General features: G+C 68.5%; 28 protein-coding genes. 8 read left to right on the top strand and 20 right to left on the bottom strand.

The features are described 5' to 3' along the window. The 6 genes from lgt to B1790_RS08605 all read right to left on the bottom strand — a co-directional run. The coding region (gene lgt, locus B1790_RS08580; protein ID WP_142271162.1) for a prolipoprotein diacylglyceryl transferase at positions 1–1,381 on the bottom strand (1,381 nt) is incomplete at its 3' end. Further along, positions 1,378–2,172, bottom strand: coding sequence for a tryptophan synthase subunit alpha (gene trpA, locus B1790_RS08585; RefSeq protein WP_198951952.1), 795 nt, complete (start codon positions 2,170–2,172; stop codon positions 1,378–1,380). The genes trpA and lgt, both read right to left, overlap by 4 nt. Then, positions 2,169–3,437, bottom strand: coding sequence for a tryptophan synthase subunit beta (gene trpB, locus B1790_RS08590; RefSeq protein WP_079922801.1), 1,269 nt, complete (start codon positions 3,435–3,437; stop codon positions 2,169–2,171). Before trpB ends, trpA begins: the two co-directional genes overlap by 4 nt. A gap of 4 nt (positions 3,438–3,441) precedes the next feature. Then, a complete protein-coding gene (gene trpC, locus B1790_RS08595; RefSeq protein ID WP_079922802.1) occupies positions 3,442–4,260 on the bottom strand; it encodes an indole-3-glycerol phosphate synthase TrpC in 819 nt (272 codons plus the stop codon). Positions 4,261–4,343: 83 nt separating this feature from the next. After that, on the bottom strand, positions 4,344–4,946 hold the full coding sequence (locus B1790_RS08600) for a TIGR02234 family membrane protein (protein WP_079922803.1): 603 nt from the start codon (positions 4,944–4,946) through the stop codon (positions 4,344–4,346). Continuing rightward, positions 4,943–6,469: an anthranilate synthase component I gene (locus B1790_RS08605; protein WP_079922804.1), complete on the bottom strand. Its 1,527-nt coding sequence runs from the start codon at positions 6,467–6,469 to the stop codon at positions 4,943–4,945. The genes B1790_RS08600 and B1790_RS08605 overlap by 4 nt, the downstream gene beginning before the upstream one ends. Positions 6,470–6,520: 51 nt before the next feature. On the opposite strand from B1790_RS08605, the gene B1790_RS08610 reads away from it, so the two are divergent. The 3 genes from B1790_RS08610 to B1790_RS08620 are packed head-to-tail and all read left to right on the top strand — an operon-like array spanning position 6,521 to position 8,403. Next, complete coding sequence (locus B1790_RS08610) at positions 6,521–6,976, top strand: peroxiredoxin (protein ID WP_079922805.1); 456 nt, start codon at positions 6,521–6,523, stop codon at positions 6,974–6,976. Further along, positions 6,973–7,770, top strand: coding sequence for an ABC transporter ATP-binding protein (locus B1790_RS08615; RefSeq protein ID WP_079922806.1), 798 nt, complete (start codon positions 6,973–6,975; stop codon positions 7,768–7,770). Before B1790_RS08610 ends, B1790_RS08615 begins: the two co-directional genes overlap by 4 nt. 6 nt (positions 7,771–7,776) lie before the next feature. Next, a complete protein-coding gene (locus B1790_RS08620; RefSeq protein ID WP_079922807.1) occupies positions 7,777–8,403 on the top strand; it encodes a flavin reductase family protein in 627 nt (208 codons plus the stop codon). On the opposite strand, the gene hisI is transcribed toward B1790_RS08620, so the two are convergent. Genes hisI through hisD form a run of 8 tightly spaced genes read right to left on the bottom strand, consistent with a single transcriptional unit; the run spans position 8,400 to position 14,741 of the window. Then, positions 8,400–8,747 (bottom strand): phosphoribosyl-AMP cyclohydrolase, encoded by a 348-nt coding sequence (hisI, locus tag B1790_RS08625; RefSeq protein WP_079922808.1) that lies wholly within the window; start codon positions 8,745–8,747, stop codon positions 8,400–8,402. The two genes, B1790_RS08620 and hisI, sit on opposite strands and share 4 nt — an antisense overlap. Continuing rightward, entirely contained in the window at positions 8,744–9,517 is a 774-nt protein-coding gene (hisF, locus tag B1790_RS08630; protein WP_079922809.1) for an imidazole glycerol phosphate synthase subunit HisF, read from the bottom strand. The genes hisI and hisF overlap by 4 nt, the downstream gene beginning before the upstream one ends. A 2-nt stretch (positions 9,518–9,519) precedes the next feature. Continuing rightward, positions 9,520–10,335 (bottom strand): inositol monophosphatase family protein, encoded by an 816-nt coding sequence (locus B1790_RS08635; RefSeq protein WP_079922810.1) that lies wholly within the window; start codon positions 10,333–10,335, stop codon positions 9,520–9,522. Positions 10,336–10,341: 6 nt separating this feature from the next. Beyond that, positions 10,342–11,085 carry a bifunctional 1-(5-phosphoribosyl)-5-((5-phosphoribosylamino)methylideneamino)imidazole-4-carboxamide isomerase/phosphoribosylanthranilate isomerase PriA gene (gene priA / locus B1790_RS08640; RefSeq protein ID WP_079922811.1) on the bottom strand — a complete coding sequence of 248 codons (744 nt, stop codon included), beginning with the start codon at positions 11,083–11,085 and terminating at the stop codon, positions 10,342–10,344. Further along, complete coding sequence (hisH, locus tag B1790_RS08645; protein ID WP_079922812.1) at positions 11,082–11,702, bottom strand: imidazole glycerol phosphate synthase subunit HisH; 621 nt, start codon at positions 11,700–11,702, stop codon at positions 11,082–11,084. The genes priA and hisH overlap by 4 nt, the downstream gene beginning before the upstream one ends. After that, positions 11,699–12,307 carry an imidazoleglycerol-phosphate dehydratase HisB gene (hisB, locus tag B1790_RS08650; RefSeq protein ID WP_079922813.1) on the bottom strand — a complete coding sequence of 203 codons (609 nt, stop codon included), beginning with the start codon at positions 12,305–12,307 and terminating at the stop codon, positions 11,699–11,701. Before hisB ends, hisH begins: the two co-directional genes overlap by 4 nt. Next, the gene (locus B1790_RS08655; protein ID WP_142271164.1) at positions 12,304–13,428 is read right to left on the bottom strand and encodes a histidinol-phosphate transaminase; all 1,125 of its coding nucleotides are present in this window, start codon (positions 13,426–13,428) and stop codon (positions 12,304–12,306) included. The genes hisB and B1790_RS08655 overlap by 4 nt, the downstream gene beginning before the upstream one ends. Continuing rightward, positions 13,425–14,741 carry a histidinol dehydrogenase gene (gene hisD / locus B1790_RS35245; protein ID WP_233165028.1) on the bottom strand — a complete coding sequence of 439 codons (1,317 nt, stop codon included), beginning with the start codon at positions 14,739–14,741 and terminating at the stop codon, positions 13,425–13,427. The genes B1790_RS08655 and hisD overlap by 4 nt, the downstream gene beginning before the upstream one ends. Before the next feature lie 64 nt (positions 14,742–14,805). On the opposite strand from hisD, the gene B1790_RS08665 reads away from it, so the two are divergent. The 3 genes from B1790_RS08665 (at position 14,806) to B1790_RS35725 (ending at position 17,166) form a co-directional block, all read left to right on the top strand. Then, positions 14,806–15,228: a nitroreductase family deazaflavin-dependent oxidoreductase gene (locus tag B1790_RS08665; protein WP_079922816.1), complete on the top strand. Its 423-nt coding sequence runs from the start codon at positions 14,806–14,808 to the stop codon at positions 15,226–15,228. A 44-nt stretch (positions 15,229–15,272) separates the two neighbouring features. After that, on the top strand, positions 15,273–15,908 hold the full coding sequence (locus B1790_RS08670; RefSeq protein ID WP_079922817.1) for a LysE family transporter: 636 nt from the start codon (positions 15,273–15,275) through the stop codon (positions 15,906–15,908). A gap of 139 nt (positions 15,909–16,047) precedes the next feature. After that, positions 16,048–17,166: a PE family protein gene (locus B1790_RS35725; protein WP_158083797.1), complete on the top strand. Its 1,119-nt coding sequence runs from the start codon at positions 16,048–16,050 to the stop codon at positions 17,164–17,166. Between the two features lie 4 nt (positions 17,167–17,170). Here B1790_RS35725 and B1790_RS08680 read toward each other — a convergent pair whose 3' ends face one another. Genes B1790_RS08680 through nadA form a run of 4 tightly spaced genes read right to left on the bottom strand, consistent with a single transcriptional unit; the run spans position 17,171 to position 21,143 of the window. Beyond that, positions 17,171–17,665 carry a hypothetical protein gene (locus tag B1790_RS08680; RefSeq protein WP_079922818.1) on the bottom strand — a complete coding sequence of 165 codons (495 nt, stop codon included), beginning with the start codon at positions 17,663–17,665 and terminating at the stop codon, positions 17,171–17,173. Positions 17,666–17,686: 21 nt separating this feature from the next. Next, entirely contained in the window at positions 17,687–18,568 is an 882-nt protein-coding gene (gene nadC / locus B1790_RS08685; protein WP_079922909.1) for a carboxylating nicotinate-nucleotide diphosphorylase, read from the bottom strand. Continuing rightward, positions 18,568–20,121 carry an L-aspartate oxidase gene (locus B1790_RS08690; protein WP_079922819.1) on the bottom strand — a complete coding sequence of 518 codons (1,554 nt, stop codon included), beginning with the start codon at positions 20,119–20,121 and terminating at the stop codon, positions 18,568–18,570. Before B1790_RS08690 ends, nadC begins: the two co-directional genes overlap by 1 nt. After that, complete coding sequence (nadA, locus tag B1790_RS08695; protein ID WP_079922820.1) at positions 20,118–21,143, bottom strand: quinolinate synthase NadA; 1,026 nt, start codon at positions 21,141–21,143, stop codon at positions 20,118–20,120. Before nadA ends, B1790_RS08690 begins: the two co-directional genes overlap by 4 nt. A gap of 47 nt (positions 21,144–21,190) precedes the next feature. Between nadA and B1790_RS08700 the strand changes: the two genes are divergently transcribed. Together B1790_RS08700 and B1790_RS08705 are read left to right on the top strand one after the other, a co-directional pair. Next, positions 21,191–21,883, top strand: coding sequence for an NUDIX domain-containing protein (locus B1790_RS08700; protein WP_079922910.1), 693 nt, complete (start codon positions 21,191–21,193; stop codon positions 21,881–21,883). A gap of 63 nt (positions 21,884–21,946) precedes the next feature. After that, complete coding sequence (locus B1790_RS08705; protein ID WP_079922821.1) at positions 21,947–23,299, top strand: lipase family protein; 1,353 nt, start codon at positions 21,947–21,949, stop codon at positions 23,297–23,299. On the opposite strand, the gene B1790_RS08710 is transcribed toward B1790_RS08705, so the two are convergent. Then, positions 23,232–23,903, bottom strand: a complete 672-nt coding sequence (locus tag B1790_RS08710) for a DUF2567 domain-containing protein (protein WP_142271170.1) — start codon at positions 23,901–23,903, stop codon at positions 23,232–23,234. The two genes, B1790_RS08705 and B1790_RS08710, sit on opposite strands and share 68 nt — an antisense overlap. Beyond that, positions 23,900–24,100 (bottom strand): hypothetical protein, encoded by a 201-nt coding sequence (locus tag B1790_RS08715; RefSeq protein ID WP_079922823.1) that lies wholly within the window; start codon positions 24,098–24,100, stop codon positions 23,900–23,902. Before B1790_RS08715 ends, B1790_RS08710 begins: the two co-directional genes overlap by 4 nt. Between the last annotated feature and the right edge of the window lie 7 nt (positions 24,101–24,107).

Consider the following 24,107-nt stretch of genomic DNA (forward strand, 5'->3'; position numbering starts at 1 on the left):
GACCGTCTTCGGGGGCGGCGATGGAGTCCTCGGTTGTGGCCTCTGCCGTTACTTCCTCGGCCAATGCTTCGGCCTCTGCGGCTCCGTCGACGGCGGCCTCGTGCGCTTCGACCGCTCCGAGCTCGGCTTCGACGGCCTCGTCACCCTCCACCGACCCCAAGCCGGCTTCGCGGTGCTCGTCGGCCTCCGCGCCCGCCTCAGCGAACGCCTCGGCTTCGGCAATGTCCTCAGACGACGCCGTCTCCACCTGCTCTGTCAGATCCTCCGCCTCAGCGGCGGCCTCCGAATCCGTGTCCGCTCCACCGGTGAACGCACTTGGCGACGACTCCGCGGTGGCTTCGGCGGTATCGGTGCCAGCGGCGGCCTCCGACTCCGTGTCCGTGTCCGCGCCACCCGCGATCTCGGCCTTGTCCTCGTCACCCGCAACCTTGGCCGCAGCGACGACACCCGACGTGGCGGCAACGGCGACCAATTCCTCGCCGACCTCGTCGACCAGCGAGTGATCGGCGTCCTTGCCTCTCAGCAGCGCCGGATCTTCCCGGCCCTTGGCCGCGACCATGATGTAGACGACCGCACCGATGAACACGAACGTCGAGGTAAAGGTGTTCACCCTGATGCCCGCGATGAGCGACGCCGTGTCGCTGCGCATCAGCTCGACCCAGAATCGGCCGACGCAGTAACCCGCGACGTACAGCGCGAACAGTCGACCGTGACCCAGTTTGAATCTGCGATCCGCCCACAGCAGCACCGCGAACACCAGCAGGTTCCACAGCAGTTCGTACAGAAAAGTCGGATGGACGACGGCGTACACCTGGCCGGTCGACACACCGTCAAGCGAATGCGGGCTGATCACACCGGACGGATCCAGCCGGTCGTAGATCGTCAGACCCCACGGCAGATCCGTTTCCCGACCGTACAACTCTTGGTTGAAGTAGTTGCCAAGCCGGCCGATGGCCTGCGCCAGGATGATGCCCGGCGCGACCGCGTCGGCGAAGGCCGGCAAGGGAATCCCCCGCCGTCGGCAGGCAATCCACGCACCGACACCGCCGAGCGCCACCGCGCCCCAGATTCCGAGGCCGCCATCCCAAATTCGCAGTGCCGCAACAAATCCCGCGCCATCGGCACCGAAGTACTTCGGCCAGTCGGTCATCACGTGGTACATCCGGCCACCGATCAGGCCGAAGGGCACCGCCCACAACGCGATGTCGTAGATGACTCCGCGTTCACCACCACGGGCCTCCCACCGGCGGTCGCCGATGACGAGCGCCGCGACGATGCCGGTGATGATGCACAGGGCATACGCCCGAATGGGGAGCACACCGAAGAGGTGCCACACCCCCTGCGACGGACTGGGAATGAAGGCCAAAACGGTCGTCGTCACACTGCAATCCTCTGTCGCACACCCTCGGCGAGTTCTTCGGTCAACGCCCGTACCGCCGGAAGCCCGTCGTTCAGCGCCGTCACCAATGCAGACCCCACGATCACGCCGTCGGCATAGGCGGCGATCTCGGCGGCCTGCTCACGCGAACGCACCCCGAGCCCGACGCCGACCGGGATGTCGGACACTTCGCGGACGCGCCGCACCAGCTCGGGCGCGGCATCGGACACTGCGTCGCGCGCGCCGGTGACGCCCATCGTCGACGCGGCGTAGACGAATCCGCGTGACACCGAAGTGGTGGCAGCCAAACGCTCCGGCGTCGACGACGGCGCCACGAGGAAGATGCGATCAAGGCCGTGTTGGTCCGACACCTGAATCCATTCGTCGGCCTCGTCGGGAATGAGGTCGGGCGTGATCAGCCCGAGGCCACCCGCCGACGCGAGGTCGCGGGCGAACGCCTCAACCCCCCACTTCAGCACGGGATTCCAGTACGTCATGACGACGGCGTTGCCACCGGCGTTGGTGATCGCCTCGACCGCGGCCAGGGCGTCGCGCACGCGCACGCCGTTGCGCAGCGCCACCTCGGTCGCGGCGGCGATGGTGGGTCCGTCCATCCCGGGATCGGAGTAGGCAACACCGACTTCGATGATGTCGCAACCCGATTCGACCATTGCCGTCATCGCCGAAATCGACGTGGCGACGTCGGGAAAGCCCGTGGGCAGGTAGCCGATGAGCGCGGACCGGTTCTCGGCTCGGCAGGTGGCGAAGACGTCGGACAAGCCCTTGGCCGTCACAGCGCCGCCTCCTGCTCGTCGAGGAGGCTGAACCACTTGGCTGCCGTTGCCACGTCCTTGTCACCGCGGCCGGACAGGTTGACCAGGATGATGCCGCCGGGCCCAAGCTCACGGCCGAGTTCGAGGGTGCCCGCAATGGCATGAGCGGATTCGATGGCCGGGATGATGCCCTCCGTGCGGCACAGCAGCGCGAACGCATCCATCGCCTGGGTGTCGGTGATCGGGCGGTAGACCGCGCGCCCAAGGTCCTTCAGATAGGCGTGCTCGGGGCCGACGCCGGGATAGTCCAAACCCGCTGAGATCGAATGCGATTCGATTGTCTGACCGTCCTCGTCCTGCAACAGGTAGGAGAACGATCCCTGGAAGGCACCCGGTGAACCGCCGGTGAAGGTGGCTGCGTGCCGACCGGTCTCGACGCCGTCGCCGGCCGCCTCGTATCCGACCAGTCGCACGTCGGGATCGTCGATGAAGGCGTGGAAGATCCCGATGGCGTTCGAGCCGCCGCCGATGCAGGCCGTGACCGCGTCGGGCAGGCGCCCCGCCTGATCCAACATTTGCGCCCGCGCCTCCAGGCCGATCACGCGTTGAAAGTCGCGCACCATGGTCGGGAACGGATGCGGACCGGCTGCCGTGCCGAAGCTGTAGTACGTGTCGTCGGCGTGCGCGACCCAGTCGCGGAAGGTCTCGTTGATGGCGTCCTTCAACGACTTCGAGCCAGATTCAACCGACACCACCTCGGCGCCAAGCAGCCGCATCCTGGCGACGTTGAGCGCTTGGCGGGCGACGTCGACCGAGCCCATGTAAATCACGCAGGTCAGGCCGAGCAGCGCACACGCCGTTGCGGTCGCGACGCCGTGCTGGCCCGCGCCGGTCTCGGCGATGATGCGGGTCTTGCCCATCTGCTTGGCGAGCAGTCCCTGCCCGAGTGCGTTGTTGATCTTGTGAGAACCCGTGTGGTTCAGGTCTTCTCGCTTGAGGAAGATCCGAGCGCCGCCGGCGTGCTCACTGAGCCGCTTCGCCTCGTAGACCGGTGAGGGGCGACCGGTGTAGTGGCGCTGCAAGCGGTCGAGTTCGTCGAGGAAGGCCTGATCCGTCCTGACCTTCTCGTAGGCCGCGGTCACCTCTTCGATGACGGCCATGAGGGCTTCGGGGACCAACCGTCCGCCGTAGGTGCCGAAGTGGCCCTTGGCGTCGGGATCGTGCGTCGATTGTTCGGCAACGGCTGCGCTGGAACGCGGCAGCTCTGGGCCTACGAGATCTCCCACTGTCTCAGCGCGACGGTTTGGGGCAGGACGGATGCGTGCCCGCGGTGACGAGGTCGGCGACGGCAGTGCGGGGATCACCACTGGTGACCAGTCCCTCACCGACGAGAACGGCGTCAGCTCCCGCACCGGCGTACGCGAGGAGATCGGCGGTGCCACGAACGCCGGACTCGGCGATGCGGATGACGTTGGACGGCAGTCCTGGCGCAATGCGCGCAAAGCAGTCCCGGTCAACCTCGAGAGTCTTCAGATCGCGGGCGTTGACCCCGATGACGCGGGCACCGGCCTGCAGTGCACGGTCGGCCTCTTCCTCGGTGTGAACCTCGACGAGGGCGGTCATGCCAAGCGATTCGGTCCGGTCGATCATCGACACCAAGGCGGACTGCTCCAGAGCGGCCACGATCAGAAGCAGCATGTCCGCACCATGGGCACGGGCCTCGTGAATTTGGTACGGGCCGACGATGAAGTCCTTGCGCAGCACCGGAATCGTCACGGCGGCCCGGACGGCGTCCAGATCGTCGAGCGAGCCGTGGAACCGGCGCTCCTCGGTCAGGACGCTGATGACCCTCGCGCCGCCATCTTGATAGGCACGAGCCAAGTCGGCCGGATCGGAGATCGTCGCGAGCGCACCGCGTGACGGGCTGGCCCGCTTGACCTCGGCGATCACGCCGATGCCGTCGGCCCGCAACGCCGCCATGACGTCTAGCGCCGGGCGCGCGTCCTTGGCTTTTTGCTTGACCTCGACGAAGCTGACGACGGCCTCGCGTGCGGCTGCGTCGGCTCGAACTCCCTCGATGATGGAGTCCAGCACGGTCCCCGTACTCATAGGCCGTCGCTCCCTTTCACACCCTCCGGAAGTACCCAAATAATCACTTCCACGAAGGGTAGTCGCCAGCGCCACACGGGCTGTCACCGCCCCTCGTTGTCCTTGCACGTCGGGTCGCGACCTTCGTCGAGGGCATCCCAGATCATTCGTTCCGACATCTCGGCCTCAGGGGTTTCCTGCCGTGCGGCCTCGCGCTTGGCCGCCGGTGCCAGGTACTTCCCAGTCTTCGCGCCGCCCGCCTTGGCCTGCGCCGCCGACCGCACCAGCAGCACGGCGCCGGCCAGCGCGCACCCTGCAGCCACCAGCGTCACGACGGCGCCGGCATGGTGGCGTTGCGTGTCGATCAGCGCAGTGATCGGGATTTCAGCCAGCTCGGCGGCCCGGACCGCGACATCGGGGACCACCCACAACCCGATGCCCAGGTAACCCATCCCGACCGTCGCGACGGCGACCAAACCGCCGACGAGCCGCAGCACCCACCCGCGCACCGCCAGGGTGGCCACCGCCGCGGCGAGGGCGACCAGGGCCAGCGGCACCAGAGCCGTCGACCACGTCGCGCCGTTCAGCGTCGTCGACTTCGGCTGGCCGAGTCCGTCGAACGAGGTGACGTCGACCCACGACATCCGCGACGCCACCCACAGCGCCAACGCCGAGATGACCAGGAGAAGCTGGGCGACGCGGGTCATGGCGTCTTGAGGGTTTCCGCCGCGGCAACCGCGTTCAGCACCGCACGGGCCTTGCTGGCCGCCTCGTTGAACTCGTATGGGCCGTTCGAGTCGGCAACCACGCCTCCCCCGGCCTGGACGTATGCCGTGCCGTTGCGCATCAGGGCCGTCCTGATGGCGATCGCGAAGTCGGCGTTGCCTGCGAAGTCCAGGTATCCGACGACGCCGCCGTACAGACCCCGGCGGGTCTTCTCGACTTCCTCGATGAGCTCCATGGCCCGCACCTTCGGAGCGCCGGACAGCGTCCCAGCCGGGAAGCAGGCCGTCACGGCGTCGAGCGCGGTCTTGCCGTCGGCGAGTTGACCCGTCACGGTCGACACCAGGTGCATCACGTGGCTGTACCGCTCGATGTGGCTGTAGTCCTCGACGCGGACGGTGCCGGGCACGCAGACCCGGCCCAGATCGTTGCGGCCGAGATCCACCAACATCAGGTGCTCGGCGCGCTCCTTCTCGTCGGCCAGCAGTTCCTTCTCGAGCAGGACGTCCTCCTCCTCGGTGTCGCCCCGCCAGCGGGTGCCTGCGATCGGGTGGGTCGTCGCCTTGCCGTCCTTCACGGTGACCAGCGCCTCCGGGCTGGACCCGACGATCGAAAAGTCCAGTTCACCAGCGGCATTTGGGACGTTCAGCAGGTACATGTACGGGCTGGGGTTGGTCGCGCGCAGCATCCGGTACACGTCGATGGGATCGGCGGCGGTGTCCATCTCGAAGCGCTGAGACGGCACCACCTGAAAGGCCTCACCCGCCTCGATCTCGCCGACGAGCTTCTCGACGATGGCCGAGTACTCCTCGACGGTGCGTTGCGCCCGGTGCTGCGGCACGGGCCTTCTGAACGTCGCCACCGCCGACGGCAAGGCTTCGCCGAGAGCGGCGGTCATCACGTCGAGCCGGTTCACGGCGTCGTCATAGGCCCTGTCGACCCGCTCGTCGGTGCCGTTCCAGTTCACCGCGTTGGCAATCAGTGTGATGGTGCCCTCGTGATGGTCGACGGCGGCGATGTCGGTGGCCAACAGCAGCAGCATGTCTGGAAGGGCCAAGTCGTCGACCGCGAGTGCGGGCAGACGCTCCAGCCGCCGCACCATGTCGTAGGCGAAGAACCCGACGAGTCCGCTGGACAGCGGCGGGAGCCCCGGCAGCGTCGCCGTGGAGAGCACCTCGAGGGTGGTGCGAAGCGCCTCGAGCGGGTCACCTCCGGTCGGAGCGTCCTGCGGGGTTACGCCGAGCCACACTGCCTGGTCGTCGCGCACCGTCAGTGCGGACGGGGCGCCAGCGCCGATGAACGACCACCGCGACCAGGACCGGCCGTTCTCGGCGGATTCCAGCAGGAACGTCCCGGGGCGGTTGGCGGCGAGCTTGCGGTACGCGGACAACGGCGTCTCGCTGTCCGCCAGCACCTTTCGGGTCACGGGGACCACGCGGTGATCGGCGGCCAGCGCCCGGAAGTCCTCGCGAGAGGTGGTCGTGGCGAGGTCGGCATGAGCGGGCACGGGACAATCCTCCCAGACGGCTCCGAGGACGCGGGCGTAGCGTAGGCGGCCATGAAGCGTGGTGACGAGGTTGCCGAGTTCGAACTCCCCGATCAGACCGGCACCGTTCGCAGTTTGACCAGCCTGTTGGCCGACGGTCCGATCGTGCTGTTCTTCTATCCCGCGGCGATGACGCCGGGCTGCACCAAGGAGGCGTGCCACTTCCGCGACCTGGCGTCGGAATTCGCCTCGGTCGGCGCGAATCGCGTCGGCATCTCCACCGACGGCGTCGACAAGCAGGCGAAGTTCGCGCAAGAGCAGAAGTTCGACTACCCGCTGCTGTCGGACTCCAACGGTGCCGTGGCGACGCAGTTCGGCGTGAAGCGAGGATTGCTCGGCAAGTTGATGCCGGTGAAGCGGACCACGTTCGTGATCGACACCGACCGCACGGTCCTCGAGGTGATCGCCAGCGAAGTCAGCATGGACACCCACGCGGACAAGGCGCTCGAGGTGTTGCGTTCCCGGTGAAACCCGTTCTGCAACTTGACGATGTGACCTTCCGCCGCGACGGAAAGCAAATCGTCGACGGCATCTCGCTGACCGTCGACGAAGGCGAGCATTGGGCGCTGCTCGGTCCGAACGGCGCTGGCAAGAGCACGCTGCTTGGCTTCTGTGGCGCCATCACCTTCCCCAGCTCCGGGAGCGTCCGCGTGCTCGGCGAGCAGATGGGACGGACCGATCTCGCCGTGCTTCGACGCTCCATCGGACACGTCAACCCGCGCCACCGGCTGCAGCACCCACGAACCGTCCGCGAGGTGGTGCTGACCGGGATCACCGGAACCAACGACCTGCCGCTGCGCTGGACGCCCACCGCCGACGAACTGGAGCGCGCCGACGCGATGGTCGAAACGGTCGGTTTGACCCGCATCGCCGACAGCACCTGGCCGACCCTCTCCCAGGGTGAGCGAGGGCGGACTTTGATTGCGCGGGCGTTGATCTCGGGCCCTCGCCTACTGCTGCTCGACGAACCGTCGACCGGTCTGGACGTCGCCGCGCGCGAGCAGCTGCTGGAAACGGTGGACTCACTGGGACAAGCCCATCCCGACGTTGCGTCAATCCTGGTGACCCATCACCTCGAGGAGCTCCCCACGACGACGACGCATGCCCTGCTGATCGCCGAGGGCCGAACCGTGGCCAGCGGGACGGCCCTGGAGACGGTCACCACCGAGAACGTCACGGCGGCGTTCTCGCATCCCGTTCAGGTCGGCTACCACGACGGCCGGTGGTCCGCGCGGGCCAAGGCAACCCGAATGGAGGTCTGACCCCCGGTGGCCGGACACGACGCTCACTACTACCGGGTCGCCGACGGCACGGGCCTGCCGCACGACCCCCTCAACTCCATCATCGGGCCGCGGCCCATCGGGTGGATCTCGTCGCAAAGTGCCGACGGCGCGCCCAATCTCGCCCCCTACAGCTTCTTCAACGCGTTCAGCTACCGGCCACCGATCATCGGGTTCTCGTCGATCGGGTGGAAGGACACCGTCACCAACGTCGACGCCACCGGTGAGTTCGTCTGGAACCTCGCCACCGCGGCACTGGCCGAACAGATGAACCGGACCTCGGAGTCCACGTCTACGGACGAGTTCGCGGACAGCGGTCTGACGCCGGTACCATCGACGAGTGTGACGCCGCCTCGCGTGCTGGAAAGCCCGGTCAACTTCGAATGCCAACTGACACAGCTGATTCAGCTACGCAATCTCGACGACGAGACAGTTCCCACCTGGCTGGTGCTCGGACAGGTCGTCGCCGTCCACATCGACAGGCACCTTTTGGTCGACGGCGTGTACGACACAGCGGCAGCACGTCCCATCCTGCGCGCCGGCGGACCAACCACCTACGCCGAGATCACACCCGAGGCCATCTTCCACATGATCCGCCCCGACGACCGCGGCTAATTCTCCGGCGCCAGGAGTTGGTCGGCGTCGAAACAGGTGTGCTCGCCGGTGTGGCACGCCGCGCCGACCTGGTCGACCTCCAGCAGCACGGTGTCGCCGTCACAGTCGAGCCGCACCGAGTGGACGTATTGGGTGTGACCGGAGGTCTCGCCCTTGACCCACTGCTCGCCGCGGGAGCGCGAATAGTAGGTCGCCTTGCGGGTTGCCAGGGTGTGGGCCAACGCGTCGTCGTCCATCCACGCCACCATCAGCACCTCACCGGTGCCCCGCTGCTGGGCCACCGCGGCGAACAGGCCGTTCGCGTCGCGCTTGAGTCGGGAGGCGATCGAGGGGTCCAGAGTCATCGCACGACGATCCCTTCCGCTGCCATCGCCGCCTTCACCTGGCCGATGGTCAGCTCCTTGAAGTGAAAGATGGTGGCCGCCAACACCGCATCGGCACCGGCTGCCACGGCCGGTGCGAAGTGGTCCACCGCGCCCGCGCCACCGCTGGCGATCACCGGAACGGTCACCGCCGCGCGCACCGCGCGCAGCATGGCAAGGTCGAACCCCGCCTTGGTGCCGTCGGCGTCCATCGAGTTGAGCAGGATCTCGCCGACGCCGAGCTCGGCACCGCGACGCGCCCACTCGACGGCGTCGACGCCCGTGCCGCGTCGCCCCCCGTGCGTGGTGACCTCCCAGCCCGACGGCGTCGGCGCGGACCCCTCCGGAACGGTGCGGGCGTCGACGGAGAGCACGATGCACTGTGACCCGAACTGCCTGGACAGTTCGGCCAGCAACTCGGGGCGCGCGAGGGCAGCGGTGTTGACCGACACCTTGTCCGCGCCGGCCCTCAGCAGCACGTCGACGTCGGCGACGGAGCGCACGCCGCCGCCCACCGTCAGCGGGATGAACACCTGCTCGGCCGTTCGCCGCACGACGTCGAGCATCGTCGAGCGACCGGCGGACGACGCCGTGACGTCGAGGAACGTCAGCTCGTCGGCGCCCTCGGCGTCGTAGACCGCAGCGAGCTCGACGGGATCACCTGCATCCCTAAGGTTTTCGAAGTTGACACCCTTGACGACGCGACCGGCGTCGACGTCCAGGCACGGGATGACGCGGACAGCGACGTCCATGTTCAGTACTCCCCCGGTGAACCGACCGCCGCCGCGATCTCCAAGATCTGCGCGTGCACGCTGGGCACCCCGGCCAACGCCGAACGCGACGTCGGCGTCCAGTCCTCGCCGGCAAGATCGGTGACCACGCCACCGGCCGCACGGACCAGGGCCACCCCCGCCGCGTGGTCCCACACGTGGTGACCGAAGCTGATGGCACCGCCCAGCACACCAGCCCCCGTGTATGCCAAGTCGATTCCCGTCGACCCGTGCATCCGGATGCGCGAACACCTGCGGCTCAACTGCTCCAGGACCGCCACCCGATAACGGCCAGGGAAGGTGCCGCGCGAATCGACGTTGAACGTTCCAACGCCGACGATGGACTCGCTCAAGTCGGCGGTCTTCAGAGCGGGTTGGGCAATTCCGTTGGCGTACAGGGGCTCTCCCACTACGGCCGTGTAGCGGACGTCGCTGAACGGCAACCAGGTGAGCCCGGCGACCGGCACGCCGTCCTGCAGCAGACCGAGCAGGATGGCCGCCGTCGGCAAGCCGGCCGCGTAGTTGAACGTTCCGTCGATGGGATCGAGCACCCACACCAGGTGCGAGTCGATCGGTGCGCCGCCGAACTCCTCACCGTGCACGCCGATGCCGGTAGCCTCCTCCAGCGCCTTGACGACCTGGCGCTCGATGGCGAGGTCGACCTCGGTCGCGAAGTCGTTGCCCTTCTTCTGCACGGCGGACTGGGCGCGGTGCCCGGCGACGAAGGGCTGAGCGGCGGCGTCGAGGATGACGCTTGCCTCGGCGACCAGCCTCCGCAGATCAGTGTCGTCCAACGCCATTCCGGGCTACCGACTCACCGCGGCGAGCGCTTCGGGAAGCGTGAACCGCCCGGCGTAGAGCGCCTTTCCGACGATGGCGCCCTCGACGCCCGCGCCGGTCAACGTCGCGATGGCCCGCAAATCGTCGAGACTCGACACACCACCGGAGGCGATGACGGGCGCATTGGTGCGCTCGGCGACCCCGGCCAACAGCTCCAGATTCGGGCCGTTGAGGGTGCCGTCCTTGGTGACGTCGGTGACGACGAACCGCGAACAGCCCTCGGCGTCGAGCCGCTCGAGCACCGGCCACAGATCGCCACCGTCGGTCTCCCACCCGCGCCCACGAAGCCGGTACTGCCCGTTCTCGAGCTTGACGTCGAGGCCGACGGCCACCTTGTCGCCATGCTCGGCCATCACCTTCGCGCACCACTGCGGATTCTCCAGGGCGGCGGTACCGAGATTGACTCGCGCACAACCGGCGTCGAGCGCGGCGGTCAACGAATCGTCGTCCCTGATGCCACCGGAGAGCTCGACCGCGACGTCTAGCTTCGCGATGACTTCCGCGAGCAGCTCGCGGTTGGAACCCCGGCCGAACGCCGCGTCGAGGTCGACGAGGTGAATCCACTCGGCGCCGTCGGTTTGCCACTGCATCGCCGCGTCGAGCGCGGAGCCGTAGTCGGTCTCACTCCCCGCCACGCCCTGCACCAGGCGAACCGCCTTGCCGTCGACGACGTCGACCGCCGGCAGAAGTATCAGCGGTGCATTACTCACGAGAGCCCCTCGACCCAATTGGCGAGCAGCGTCGCGCCCGCGTCGCCACTCTTCTCCGGATGAAACTGTGTGGCGCACAGCGCGCCGTCCTCCACTGCAGCCAGAAAGGGTACGTGGTGCGTTGCCCACGTCAGCAACGCGCTCTCGTTGCCCTCCCAGTGTTGGGCGGCATATGAGTGCACGAAGTAGAACCGGGTGTCGGCGTCCACGCCCTTGAAGAGGGTGCTGCCCGGCGCCGCGTCGACGACGTTCCACCCCATGTGTGGGACCACCGGCGCGTCCAGTCGGGTGACCGAGCCGGGCCACTGACCGCAGCCGACGCTCTCCACGCCGAACTCGACACCGCGGCTGAAGAGGATCTGCATGCCGACGCAGATGCCGAGCACCGGATGACCCTTGGCCAACCGATCGGCGACGATCGCGTCACCGTTGACCTCGCGCAGACCCCGCATGCAGGCCTCGTAGGCGCCGACACCGGGGACCACCAAACCGTCGGCGGCAGCCGCCGCGGCCGGATCCGCCGTCACCTCGACCTCGGCACCGGTCCGTTCGAGGGCGCGCTGGGCCGACCGGAGGTTGCCCGAACCATAGTCGAGGACAACGACTTTCGTCGTCACAAACTCCCCTTCGTCGACGGCACGCCGGACACCCGGGGATCGGGCTCGACGGCTTGCCGAAGCGCGCGGGCGACAGCCTTGTACTGCGCTTCGGTGATGTGGTGCGGATCCCTGCCGTACAGCGTGCGGACGTGCAGCGCGATCCGGCCGTTCATCGCCAGCGACTCGAAGACGTGGGTGTTGATGACGGTGTGGTACGGCACCGAACTACCCGCAATCGTGCTGTGCACCATGTAATCCGGCTCGCCGGTGTGCACGCAGTACGGCCTTCCCGACACGTCGACCGACGCGTGCGCCAACGTCTCGTCCATCGGGATGAAGGCGTCACCGAAGCGGCGGATGCCCTTCTTGTCGCCCAGCGCCTCGCCGAGGGCCTGGCCGAGCACGATCGCCGAGTCCTCCACCGTGTGGTGCGCTTCGATGTCGACGTCACCCGTCGCGTGCACCAGCAGGTCGAAGCTCGCGTGGGTGCCCAGCGAGGTGAGCATGTGGTCGAAGAACGGAACCCCGGTGTCGACGTCGACGATGCCGGTGCCGTCGAGGTTCAGCTCGACGACGATGTCGGATTCCTTGGTCTTGCGTTCCACGCGGGCGCGGCGAGTCATGAGGCTCCTACGGATGTGGTCAGTTCGGATTCGGCCAGTCTGCGGCTGGTGTCGAGCAGGGCGTCGTTCTCGTCGACGAGACCGGTGGTGGCGCGCAGGAAACCGGGGATGCCGACGTCCCTGATGAGCACCCCCGCCTCCAGGTACCGTTGCCACGCCCTCGGCGCGTCGGCGAAGTCGCCGAACAGGATGAAGTTGGCGTCACTGGGGATGACCCGAAACCCCATGCCGGTCAACGCTTCCGAGACGCGCTCGCGTTCGGCGATCAACCGTGCGACGCTGCCGAGCGTGTCGTCGGCGTGCCGCAGCGCCGCGCGCGCGGCCGCCTGCGTGATCGAGGACAGGTGATAGGGCAGCCGAACCAGCAGCAGCGCGTCGATCACGGCGGGATCGGCGACGAGGTACCCGAGGCGGCCCCCGGCGAACGCGAACGCCTTGCTCATCGTGCGGGTCACGATCAGCTTTGCCGGGAACTCCGCGAGCAACTCGACGGCGCTGGGCTGCGACGAGAACTCGCCATACGCCTCGTCGACGATGACGACCCCCGACGCCACCTCAAGCAGACGACGCAGATCCTCGAGCGTGACGCTCTGGCCCGACGGATTGTTGGGACTGGCGAGGAAGACGACGTCGGGCCGCCGCTCGACGACCGCCGCGACCGCCACGTCGACGTCGAGGCCGAAGTCTGCGGAGCGACGTGCCTCCAACCAATCGGTCTGGGTGCCGTCGGAGATGATCGGGTGCATCGAATACGACGGGACGAAGCCGAGTGCGGTGCGGCCGGGACCGCCGAACGCCTGAAGCAGCTGTTGCAGAATCTCGTTGGAGCCGTTGGCCGCCCACAGATTGTCGGTCGACAGCGCGACACCGGTCTGGGCCACCAGGTACTCGGCCAAATCGGATCGCAGCGCCACCGCGTCGCGGTCGGGGTAGCGGTGCAGTTCGGCCGCGGCGTCGCGCACCGAGGCCGCGACGTCGTCGACGAGTGCCTGGGTCGGCGGATGCGGATTCTCGTTGGTGTTGAGCAGAACCGGAACCGACAGCTGCGGCGCGCCATACGGGGACTTGCCGCGCAGGTTGTCCCGCAGCGGCAGGTCGGCCAGGCTGATCTTCTTGGTCACTTCTCGAACCTCCGCCGGACGGCCTCGCCGTGGGCAGGCAAGTTTTCGGCGTTGGCGAGGGTGACGACGTAACCCGCCACGTCCTTCAGCGCCGCCTCCGTGTAGTCGACGACGTGGATGCCCCGCAGGAACGTCTGCACCGACAGTCCACTGGAGTGCCGGGCGCATCCCGCGGTGGGCAGCACGTGGTTGGAGCCTGCGCAATAGTCACCGAGGCTCACCGGCGACCACGGCCCGACGAAGACGGCGCCGGCCGAGCGCACCTTGGCCGCGACCGCCGACGCATCGACGGTCTGAATCTCCAGGTGCTCGGCGGCGTAGGCGTTGACGGTCCGCAGCCCCGCTTCCAGATCGTCGACCAGCACGATGGCCGACTGGCGCCCCGTCAGGGCGGCGGTGACCCGCTCGCGGTGCACGGTGGTCGACAGCTGCCTGGCGAGTTCGGCGTCGGTGGCGTCGGCCAACTCGATGCTCGTGGTGACCAGTACCGAGGCGGCCATCTCGTCGTGTTCGGCTTGGCTGATCAAGTCTGCGGCGACGTGCACGGGATCGGCGGAGTGGTCGGCGAGGATCGCGATTTCCGTCGGCCCCGCCTCGGAGTCGATGCCGACCTGCGAGCGGCAGATGCGCTTGGCGGCGGTGACGTAGATGTTGCCGGGGCCGGTGATCATGTCGACCGGCGCCAGCTCGGCGCCGTCGGTGTCCGTGCCGCCGTTGGCCAGCAGTGCGACGCCCTGCGCGCCGCCGACGGCCCACACCTCGTCGACCCCGAGCAGGCGGGCGGCAGCGAGGATGGTCGGATGCGGCAGTCCGTCGAATTCGGCCTGCGGCGGGCTCGCGACGACAAGGGAATCCACCCCGGCGATCTGGGCGGGGACGACGTTCATCACGACGCTCGACGGATAGACCGCGTTGCCGCCCGGAACGTAGAGACCGACCCGCTCGACGGGAACCCAGCGCTCGGTGACCGTGGCGCCCGGCGCAAGCGTCGTCGTGCCGTCGGTGCGCCGCTGATCGGCGTGCACCGCTCTGGTCCGCTCGATCGCGACCTCGAGGGCGGTACGGATGTCGGGGTCGAGCTCGGCGAGCGCCGCGTCGAGTGCGGCCAACGGCACCCGGACCGTCTCGGGGCGAACCCCGTCGAAGGATTCGCCGTATTCGAGGGCGGCCTCGGCGCCACGGTCGACGACCGCGTCGACGATGGGACGCACCTTCGGCACCACCGCGTCGACGTCGACGCCACCCCGTGGCAACACGGCGCGAAGTCGGGCGGCGGAGAGCTGATCGCCACGCAGGTCGATGCGGGACATCAGCAGGGACGAGTCGGTCACGCCGTCTATTGTCCCAGAGCAGACAAATCAGAATCCGGGAGCCGCCATGTCGCCGTCCACCTCGCGAGAAGACCACCCGAACCACGCCCCTGGCGTGCCGATGATCATGCCCGTTTGGCTCGAGCGCTTTCAGATCAAGTACGTCAACCCGCTGCTCCGACCGCTGTCGAAGCGGATGCCAGGATTCGCGGTGATCGCGCATCGCGGCCGTACCTCTGGCAAGGAGTACGAGACGATCGTGACGGCCTATCGCAAGGACGACGTGCTGGCGATCGGGCTGGTCCACGGGAAGACGAACTGGGTCAAGAACGTGCTCGCCGCGGGCGAGGCAGACATCCACGTCGGCCGCAAGGACCTGCACCTGGTGAACCCGCGGTTGCTTCCCGTTGGCACCGTCGACGCGACGCTCCCGCGCATTCCGCAGATGCTTGCCAACCGGCAGGGCACCTTCGTCGCCGACATCGCGTAAAACTCCGTTGAGCTGACCACGGCTCTCCTGCGACACTTCGCGACATGGCACTCGACATGTGGCTCGCGTTCGTCGTCGCGGCAATCCTGATCGCGATCTCCCCCGGCGCGGGTGCGATTCAGGCGATGGCCACCGGCATGACCCACGGGGTGCGGCGCGGCTACTGGAGCATCGCCGGCATGGAGATCGGTCTGATGCTTCAACTCTCGCTGGTCGCCATCGGCCTCGGCGCCGCGGTGGCCAGTTCGGTCGTCGCGTTCAACGTGGTCAAGTGGATCGGCGTGCTCTATCTCGGGTATCTCGCGGTAAGGCAGTGGCGGTCGGTGACGACCGACCTGCGCACCAAGATCGAGACGACGGTGGACGGCGGCCGCCTCGGGCTGCTGACGCGAGGCTTCCTGGTCAACGCCACCAACCCCAAGAGTCTGGTGTTCTTCCTGGCGGTCCTTCCGCAGTTCGTGGTCCCGACTGCGCCGCTGCTTCCGCAGTATCTGGCGATCGGCGTGACGATGGTGGCCGTCGACCTGGTCGTGATGGGTCTCTACACGGGCCTCGCGGTGCGGCTCGTCGAGTGGCTTCACACCCCTCGGCAGCAGACCATTCTCAACCGGGTCTTCTCGGGGTTGTTCGCCACGGCCGCCGTGGTGCTGTCGCTGATGCGTCGGTCCGCGACGGCGTGACGACAACCCGAAACTGACGCGGTAGTCTGTTTCTGGCAAATGCGCAGCGCTGTCGGTAAACGTATGTTTATCCAGCGCGCGTCCCGTGGTACAGGCATCTAGCCGCCACGGCCAGAATCGATCCGGGAGATCTTCAGCGATGACCACTGCTCCGCGAAAGTCCTTGTTCACGGCCGTGATTGCGACGGGAATGCTTGCCGCCACCACGTCGGCAACGGCGGCGACGGGGACTTCGCCGTCCGACGGACCCCATGTCACGACGGCAGCGAGTCGACCCGTCGCAGCCCCGCTGTTTCAGCCGCCGTCAATTTTGGCAAGTATTCAGCCGGCCCCGCAGCCCACCGCGCTGCTCGCCGCCGCCACGACCCCGCCGCAGGCTACCCAACCCCCTGCGGCCGACTTCCACCGCCGCGACACCACGCCCGCCGCACCCGGCAAGTTCGCCCCCACCGTCCTGGTCGGCCCGGCGACCGCCGACGTCGGGCGCGCGGCACCGAGCGCGACGGGCCAGCCGACCGTCCCGAACCAGGCATTTGGTGACCTCGTCGGCTCGGTCTACGCGGTCTTCGTCTCCAACGGCGGGCCGGGTCAGAACGGCGGACTTCTCGTCGGCAACGGAGGACCCGGATTGCTGCCGGGACAGGCCGGCGGCAACGGCGGGCTGCTGCTCGGAAACGGTGGCGACGGGGCGAGTGGAGCCCGCGGCGGCTTCGGCGGCAACGGCGGCAACGCCGGCCTGTTCGGCAACGGCGGCAAGGGCGGCACCGGATCGCTGAGCGTCGTCGCCATCGGACCTGCCAACGCCGGCCGAGGCGGAAACGGTGGCAACGGCGGACTGATCGCAGGAACCGGCGGCGCCGGAGGCGACGGTGGAGTGGCATACAGCGGCAGCGGCACCGTCAGCGGCAGCGGCACCGCGAGTGGCGGCGCGGGCGGCGCAGGTGGCCGGGGCGGGCTCACCTCCGGCGACGGTGGCGCGGGTGGCCGTGGCGGCGAGGCCAACAGTGCCGTCGGATTCGCCGCAGGCGGCAGCGGCGGCGCGGGCGGTGCGTCGGGACGCAGTGGAACGGGCGGCACCGGCGGAGCAGGCGGCACCGCCACGGGCACCACGGGTGCACGCGGAGGAGACGGCGGACGGGGTGGCGACACCACTGCAGGCAAGGGCGGCAAGGGCGGCGCAGGTGGAAGCGCCACCTCGACGACCGGATCGGCCGCCAAGGGTGACGACGGCGCCGACGGCAAGGGCACCGCCGACTGACGAGCTACTTGCAGCGTTCGATGACGGCGTTGTTCTGGGTGTCCGCGGTGCGCAGCCGGGCCGCTTGCTCCGGATCGGTGTTCGGCGATCCCGCTGTGGCGGCCGCGCCGATGTCGAGAAGCGTGTTGGCAAACTCCTTGACGGCGCCGGCCAGCTCGGTCGGCGTCGCGGGGTCCAGACGGGTGATCAGGTACTGGCCGCCGTCCGACAGCGACACCCGCGCGTTGGCTGCGACGGCAAGGGACCCGGCGACGTCGGCTTCACCGCCGGGGATCTGAAGGTTGGTGTTGAGCGAGACGCCCCTGCGCACCAGATCGGTTGCGGCGCAGATCGCGGTCTTCGCGTCGTTCTGCTGTGCGGCGGTGTAGGTCGGCTCGGCGGGGCCACTCGACGTGGGCCGCAACACCGCCCACGCGGATAGGCCGACCGCGACCACCGACAGAACCAAGGCGACGATGGGGATGACGCGCTGAGTGGGAGGCTGTTCGCTGGTCGACATGGCTGCAGCCTAGCTGGCTGGCTACAGATCGAGGCCGACGTCGAGAACCCGGACCGAATGGGTCAGCGCGCCGACCGCGAGGAAGTCGACGCCGGTGCCGGCATAGGCGGAGGCGTTGTCGAGCGAAAGATTGCCCGACGACTCCAGCAAAACCCCCGGGGCAGAGGCCGCGCGCCGCTGAACCGCCATCTGCGTCATCCAGACGGGGAAGTTGTCCAGCAGCACCAGCGGCGTGACGCCGAGGTCCTCGCCGAGGATCTGGTCGAGCTGTTCGAGCGAGTCGACCTCGACCTCGACCGGCACGTCGGGCGCCATCTCGCGGACGGCATGTAGCGCCGCCACCACCGAGCCCGCGGCGGCGACGTGGTTGTCCTTGATCAACGCCGCATCCCCAAGTCCCATCCGGTGGTTGACGCCCCCGCCGACCCGCACCGCGTACTTCTGGAGTACGCGGAGTCCGGGAAGCGTCTTGCGGGTGTCGCGAATCTTGGCGCCGGTGCCCTCGACGGCCTCGACCCACGCCGCGGTGGTGCTGGCGATGCCGGACAGGTGGCACACCAGGTTGAGCATCGTGCGTTCCGCGGTGAGCAGACCCCGCGTCGGCGCCTCCAGCACCAGCATGGCGTCGCCGGGTTCCAGACGCGTTCCGTCGGCGACGCGGGACAGCACCCCGTACTCCCCCTGGCCGATCACCTGATCGAGGACCAGCAGTGCGACGTCGACGCCAGCGGCGACTCCGCTCTGCCTGCTCACCATGGCGGCCTTCGTCGTGGCGTCGGCGGCGACGGTCGCCAGCGACGTCACGTCCGGCCCGTAGCGGAGGTCCTCGGCGAGGCCGCGTTCGACGGCCGCCCGTGCCTCGGCGCGTTCGTCGTCCGTCAGATTCGTTGAGCTGGGATTCATCAGCAGCACACCTCGGCGTCGAGTCGGACGTTGGCGCTCACCGCACGCGCCGGGTCGGTGTCGGGATGGTCGGCGCGGTGGTGGCATCCCCGCGACTCGCGACGAGCCAGCGCGGCCGCCACGACCACCGACGCGGTGGCGGTCAGTGCGGCGTCCTCGAAGGCGTTGCGGGAGTCCATGTTTCGAGGTTGGGCCGCGTCGATCAGCTCGGCGACCAGGCTCAAGCCCTCGGCGTCACGCACGACCGAGGCGTTGCGCGTCATGGCGCGTTGCAGCTCCGCGCGGTGCGACGCCACCCTGGCGACGGGTTCGACTTCGGCGCGCGGCGACCCCGCGTCCGCGGCGTGGTCGGCGGCTGCCGCGCCGGCCCGACGGCCGACGACGAGACCTTCGAGGAGGCTGTTCGAGGCCAACCGGTTCGCGCCGTGCATCCCGGTGCGGGCCACCTCACCGGCGGCGAAGAGTCCCGCCAATTCGGTGCGCCCGTACACGTCGGTGACGACGCCTCCGCAGCTGTAGTGCGCACCGGGTACCACCGGGATCAACGCCGAGGTGGCGTCGACGCCGACGGCGAGGCAGGCGGCGTTGACGGTGGGGAATCTGCGGGCGAAGTCGGGGACGGCGCGCGCGTCGAGGTAGACGCAGGGGTCACCGGTCAGGGAGAGGCGTTCGTCGACTGCCGCGGCCACCACGTCGCGCGGCGCGAGGTCGCCCATCGGGTGGACGCCCGCCGTCACCGAATCGCCGCGGGCGTCGACGAGCACCGCGCCTTCACCGCGAAGGGCCTCGGTGATCAGCGGCCGCCGACCGCCCGCGTTCCCGGTGAACAGCATGGTCGGGTGGAACTGGATGAATTCGACGTCGCCGACGGGAAGTCCGGCCCACAATGCAAGGGCGATGCCGTCGCCCGTCGACCCCTCCGGATTGGTCGTCGCCGAGTACAGGTGGCCGAGGCCACCGGTGGCGAGGATGACCGAGGGGGCATGGATCACACCGAGGCCGTCGTCACTGCGGACGAGCACCCCGGTGACGGCGTCGCCGTCGCGAACGATCTGCAGCGCAACGTGATTCAGCCGGACGTCGAGGGTGTTGGCGGCGTGGTCGAGGGCGCGTTGGACCTCTGCCCCGGTCGCGTCCCCGCCGGCGTGGACGATGCGGCGACGGGAGTGTCCGCCTTCCCGGGTCAACGACCACCGGCCCGGCGCCGACTCGTCGAACCGTGCACCGAAGTCGACGAGTTCCGCCACCGCGGGGTAACCGTCGGCCACGACGGACGTGACCGCCTCTGGGTCGCACAGGCCTCCGCCCGCGGCGATGGTGTCGGCGACGTGTGCCTCGACGCTGTCGTCGGTGCGCGGCACGACGACGGCGATGCCGCCCTGGGCGTAGAACGTCGCGGTCGCACCCTCGGCGCGAGATGCCTTGCTGAGCACCACGACCCGGCTGCCCCTACGGTGCGCCGCCAGGGCCGCGGCCAGTCCGGCGACACCGGTCCCGACGACGACGACGTCGGCCCGCTGCTGCCACAGACCGGAACCGCCGCAGCCCGTCATTCTCCGCCGCCGGGCTGCCCGATCTCGATCATGCGCTGCACGCTGAGGCGACCCGCGGCGGCCACCTCTGGGTCGACGTGCACCTCGTCGGCACCCTCCACCAGGCACCGTAGCAACGCGGCGGGGGTGATCATCTTCATGTACGTGCAGGACGCCCGGTCGTTGACGGCCTGGAAGTCGACTTCTGGTGCGGCACGGCGCAATTGGTGCAACATGCCGATCTCGGTTGCCACCAGGACCTGGCGGGCGCTGGTCTTGCGCGCGGCGTCGAGCATGCCTCCCGTTGACAGGATCTTCACGCGGTCGTCGGGGACGGCGCCTTCTCCGGCCAGGTACAGCGCCGAGGTGGCGCAGCCGCACTCGGGGTGGACGTACAGTTCGGCGTCCGGGTGGGCCTTGGCCTGGGCGGCGAGTTCGTCGCCGTTGATGCCGGCGTGCACGTGGCACTCACCGGCCCAGACGTGCAGATTCTTGCGGCCGGTGACCCGACGGACGTGTGCGCCGAGGAACTGGTCGGGGCAGAAGAGCACCTCGCGGTCCTCGGGGATGGAGGCCACCACCTCGACCGCGTTGGACGACGTGCAGCAGATGTCGGTTAGCGCCTTCACGGCTGCGGTGGTGTTGACGTAGGAGACCACCACCGCGTCGGGGAACTCGTCCTTCCAGGCCCGAAGGTCGTCGGCGGTGATCGAGTCGGCCAACGAGCAACCGGCCCGCTGATCCGGGATCAGCACCGTCTTCTCGGGACTGAGGATCTTGGCGGTCTCGGCCATGAAGTGCACGCCGCAAAACACGATGGTGTCCTCGGCCGCCTCGGCGGCGATCCTGGACAGCGCCAGCGAGTCCCCGACGTGGTCGGCCACGTCCTGGATGGCGGGCAACTGATAGTTGTGCGCGAGAAGGGTTGCGCCGCGCAGGTCGGCGAGGCGTCGCACCTCGGCCGCCCAGGCCTCGTCGGCGACGACGCCGCCGTAGCCGGCGGGACCGTTCGTGATCTGCTCGGTGAGATCCAGTACCGCCATGGCCGCTCCTTTGATCCTGACGGGGTTTTCGACTTATGATCGAAAACATGCCCAATATTAGCACTGCGCACGAGGTGCTGGCCGTCGTGTTTCAAGTTCGACGGCTCGCAACTCGAAACCCACAGCTCAGCGTGTTGCTATGGGAGCGGGCCATGGAACCCGAGCGCGGCGCATGGTCCCTTCCCGGCGGCGGCCTCCGGCACGACGAAGACATGACGAGTTCGGTTCGCCGTCAACTCGCCGAGAAGGTCGACCTGCGCGAACTGACCCACCTCGAACAACTCGCGGTGTTCTCCGACCCGGACAGGGTGCCAGGGCCGCGCACCATCGCTTCGACGTTCCTCGGCTTGGTGCCCTCCCCCGCGACCCCCGAACTGCCGCCCGACACCCGGTGGCACCCGGTGAACGCGCTGCCGCCGATGGCGTTCGACCACCGCCCGATGATCACCCACGCCCACGCCAGACTGATCGCCAAGCTGTCCTACACCAACATCGGATTTGCCTTGGCACCAAGGGAATTCGCGCTCTCAACCTTGAAGGACGTCTACGACGCCGCGCTCGGCTACCAGGTCGACGCCACCAACCTGCAACGTGTCCTCGCGCGGCGCGGCGTCATCGTCCCGACCGGCACCACCGCAAAATCAGGCCGAAGTGGCGGCCGGCCCGCCGCCATGTACCGCTTCACCGAAGCGCAATACCGCGTCACCGACGAGTTCGCCGCCCTGCGTCCCCCGACCTGATGACGACGACATGGCAAACACGCCTTAATTGGCTTTGACGACCACGTGACCCACAATGGCCGGATGGACTTTGGCAGTGCTGCCGTCTCGACCGGTGCCGAATGGATCGGGCGACCGACTCATGAAGAGCTACGTCGCAAGACAAGGCCGCTGCGTCCCGAAGCCGACCAGTTCTACCTCCCACCTGCTGGATTCGAGCACGCCAAGGCGGGCACCGTGCTGCGGTCCCGCGACGTCGAGCTGGCCTTTCTCGGCCTGATCCCCCAGAAACTCGTCGCCACCCAGCTGCTCTACCGCTCGACGGACCTCAACGGTCTCCCGCAGGCTGTCGCGACGACGGTCGTGGTGCCCGCCGACCGGCCCGCTGGCAGCAAGGGACCGATCCTGTCCTACCAATGCGCCATCGACGCCGTGGCTAGCAGCTGTTTCCCGTCCTACGCTCTGCGGCGCGGCGCGAAGGCCACCGGAGCCCTCGCCCAAGTCGAGTTCCTGCTGGTCTCCGCCGCCCTCGCCGAGGGATGGGCGGTGTCGATCCCCGACCACGAGGGGCCACTGGGAATCTGGGGCGCCCCCTATGAACCCGGCTACCACGTGCTGGACGGTCTGCGGGCCGCGCTGAACACCGAAGCCCTCAACCTGTCCCCCGAGGCTCCCATGGGGCTGTGGGGCTATTCCGGCGGCGGACTGGCCACCGCCTGGGCCACCGAGGTGCACGCCAGCTACGCGCCCGAACTCAACGTGGTCGGCGCAGTCCTCGGCTCGCCGGTCGGCGACCTCGGCCACACCTTCCGTCGGCTCAACGGCAGCTTCTACTCCGGGCTACCCGCGATGGTGGTCGCCGCCCTCTCACACGTCTACCCCGACCTGGACCGCGTGATCAAACAGCACGTCACGGTCGAGGGCAAGACCATGCTGACCGACATCCAGCAGATGACGACCGCCAAGGCCGTCATCAAGCTGATCGGCAAGGACATGGGCAACATGGTCGACGAGCCGCTGGAGAACATCCTTCGCAGCCCGGAGGTGCAGCACGTCTTCGACAGCATCAAGCTCGGCACCGCGGCGCCGGGCTTCCCCGTGCTCGTCGTGCAGGCCGTCCACGACCGCATCGTGTCCGTCGCCGACATCGACGAGCTGACCGAGACCTACAGCACGGGCGGCGCCGACGTCACCTACCACCGCGACATGTTTAGCGAGCACATGCTGCTGCATCCGCTGTCGGCTCCGATGACGCTGCGCTGGTTGCGGGACCGGTTCGCCGGACGGCCGCCGAGCAGCCAGCGGGCCAGGACCAAGTGGCCGACGATGCTGAACCCGTCCACCTACCGGGGAATGCTCCGGCTCGGGCTCATTTCGGCAAAGGTGGCCACGGGTCGGAAGGTGGATCGGCTTCCGCTGTCTGAGCTGGACCAGTAGCCGGACTGACCAGGTACGCCACCTCGACGGGCGGCCACCCACCCAGATCGTCCCGTTTGGTCGACAGCGCACAGATCGCGTAGACCAGTGCGGCCACCCCCGCAGGGATGACGAGCGACGCCGCGATCTGAAACGGGCCGTGGCCGAAGAACACCGCGGGGGCTTCGTGCACGTAGAAGACGCGATGCTCGGGAGTGACCGGCGCCGTCGCCACGTCGACCACACCATGGCGCCAACGGGCCACCACCGCCCCGACACCGGCCGCAGCACCCGCCGCCGCGAGTGAACCGATCGACAGCGCGCCGACCATCACGGGTCCACGATGCGGCCGCCACTGCCACGCCGCGACCGCGGCCGTCACGGCCATCACGAACAGCAACCCGGTCATGACGAAGGCACCGAGGAACAGCAGGTCGGACTCGTCGCCGACGTAACCCCGCACCCGGTCGCCGGCCTTCGTCAAGGCGATCACCAGGTTGATCGGCGGCGCCAGAAACGCCCACGCCACCCCGATGACGACGCCGACGCCGACGAGGGCAAGCACTACCCGGATCGCAGCCTGCAGATGCGAAAGACGAGGTGGCGCAATCGTGTTCGCGGTCACCGCTGCGTCTCCAGGTCCTTGGAGTCCAGCTCGCCGTGCCGTGAGCACTTCGCCGACCACCCGTCGGGGCGCACTTGGACGATCATTCGCCGGCCACAGTCGGAACAGAATCTTGGCGGTTCGAGGCCGAGTTGGGCGGCCGCTGGCGTGCTGCCACCCTCTGGCTCGCCGGTGTAGACGTTGAACTTGGTTGGCATCGCTGGC

It is taken from the genome of Mycobacterium sp. AT1 (assembly GCF_002043095.1).
GTDB lineage: Bacteria > Actinomycetota > Actinomycetes > Mycobacteriales > Mycobacteriaceae > Mycobacterium.

Excerpts from the sequence above, each read along its gene's own strand:
- trpC (WP_079922802.1), bottom strand. The coding sequence starts at position 4,260 with ATGAGTACGGGGACCGTGCTGGACTCCATCATCGAGGGAGTTCGAGCC.
- B1790_RS08600 (WP_079922803.1), bottom strand. The coding sequence starts at position 4,946 with ATGACCCGCGTCGCCCAGCTTCTCCTGGTCATCTCGGCGTTGGCGCTG.
- B1790_RS08610 (WP_079922805.1), top strand. The coding sequence starts at position 6,521 with ATGAAGCGTGGTGACGAGGTTGCCGAGTTCGAACTCCCCGATCAGACC.
- hisI (WP_079922808.1), bottom strand. The coding sequence starts at position 8,747 with ATGACTCTGGACCCCTCGATCGCCTCCCGACTCAAGCGCGACGCGAAC.
- hisF (WP_079922809.1), bottom strand. The coding sequence starts at position 9,517 with ATGGACGTCGCTGTCCGCGTCATCCCGTGCCTGGACGTCGACGCCGGT.
- B1790_RS08635 (WP_079922810.1), bottom strand. The coding sequence starts at position 10,335 with ATGGCGTTGGACGACACTGATCTGCGGAGGCTGGTCGCCGAGGCAAGC.
- hisB (WP_079922813.1), bottom strand. The coding sequence starts at position 12,307 with ATGACTCGCCGCGCCCGCGTGGAACGCAAGACCAAGGAATCCGACATC.
- B1790_RS08665 (WP_079922816.1), top strand. The coding sequence starts at position 14,806 with ATGTCGCCGTCCACCTCGCGAGAAGACCACCCGAACCACGCCCCTGGC.
- B1790_RS08670 (WP_079922817.1), top strand. The coding sequence starts at position 15,273 with ATGGCACTCGACATGTGGCTCGCGTTCGTCGTCGCGGCAATCCTGATC.
- B1790_RS35725 (WP_158083797.1), top strand. The coding sequence starts at position 16,048 with ATGACCACTGCTCCGCGAAAGTCCTTGTTCACGGCCGTGATTGCGACG.
- B1790_RS08680 (WP_079922818.1), bottom strand. The coding sequence starts at position 17,665 with ATGTCGACCAGCGAACAGCCTCCCACTCAGCGCGTCATCCCCATCGTC.
- nadC (WP_079922909.1), bottom strand. The coding sequence starts at position 18,568 with ATGAATCCCAGCTCAACGAATCTGACGGACGACGAACGCGCCGAGGCA.
- B1790_RS08690 (WP_079922819.1), bottom strand. The coding sequence starts at position 20,121 with ATGACGGGCTGCGGCGGTTCCGGTCTGTGGCAGCAGCGGGCCGACGTC.
- nadA (WP_079922820.1), bottom strand. The coding sequence starts at position 21,143 with ATGGCGGTACTGGATCTCACCGAGCAGATCACGAACGGTCCCGCCGGC.
- B1790_RS08700 (WP_079922910.1), top strand. The coding sequence starts at position 21,191 with ATGCCCAATATTAGCACTGCGCACGAGGTGCTGGCCGTCGTGTTTCAA.
- B1790_RS08705 (WP_079922821.1), top strand. The coding sequence starts at position 21,947 with ATGGACTTTGGCAGTGCTGCCGTCTCGACCGGTGCCGAATGGATCGGG.
- B1790_RS08715 (WP_079922823.1), bottom strand. The coding sequence starts at position 24,100 with ATGCCAACCAAGTTCAACGTCTACACCGGCGAGCCAGAGGGTGGCAGC.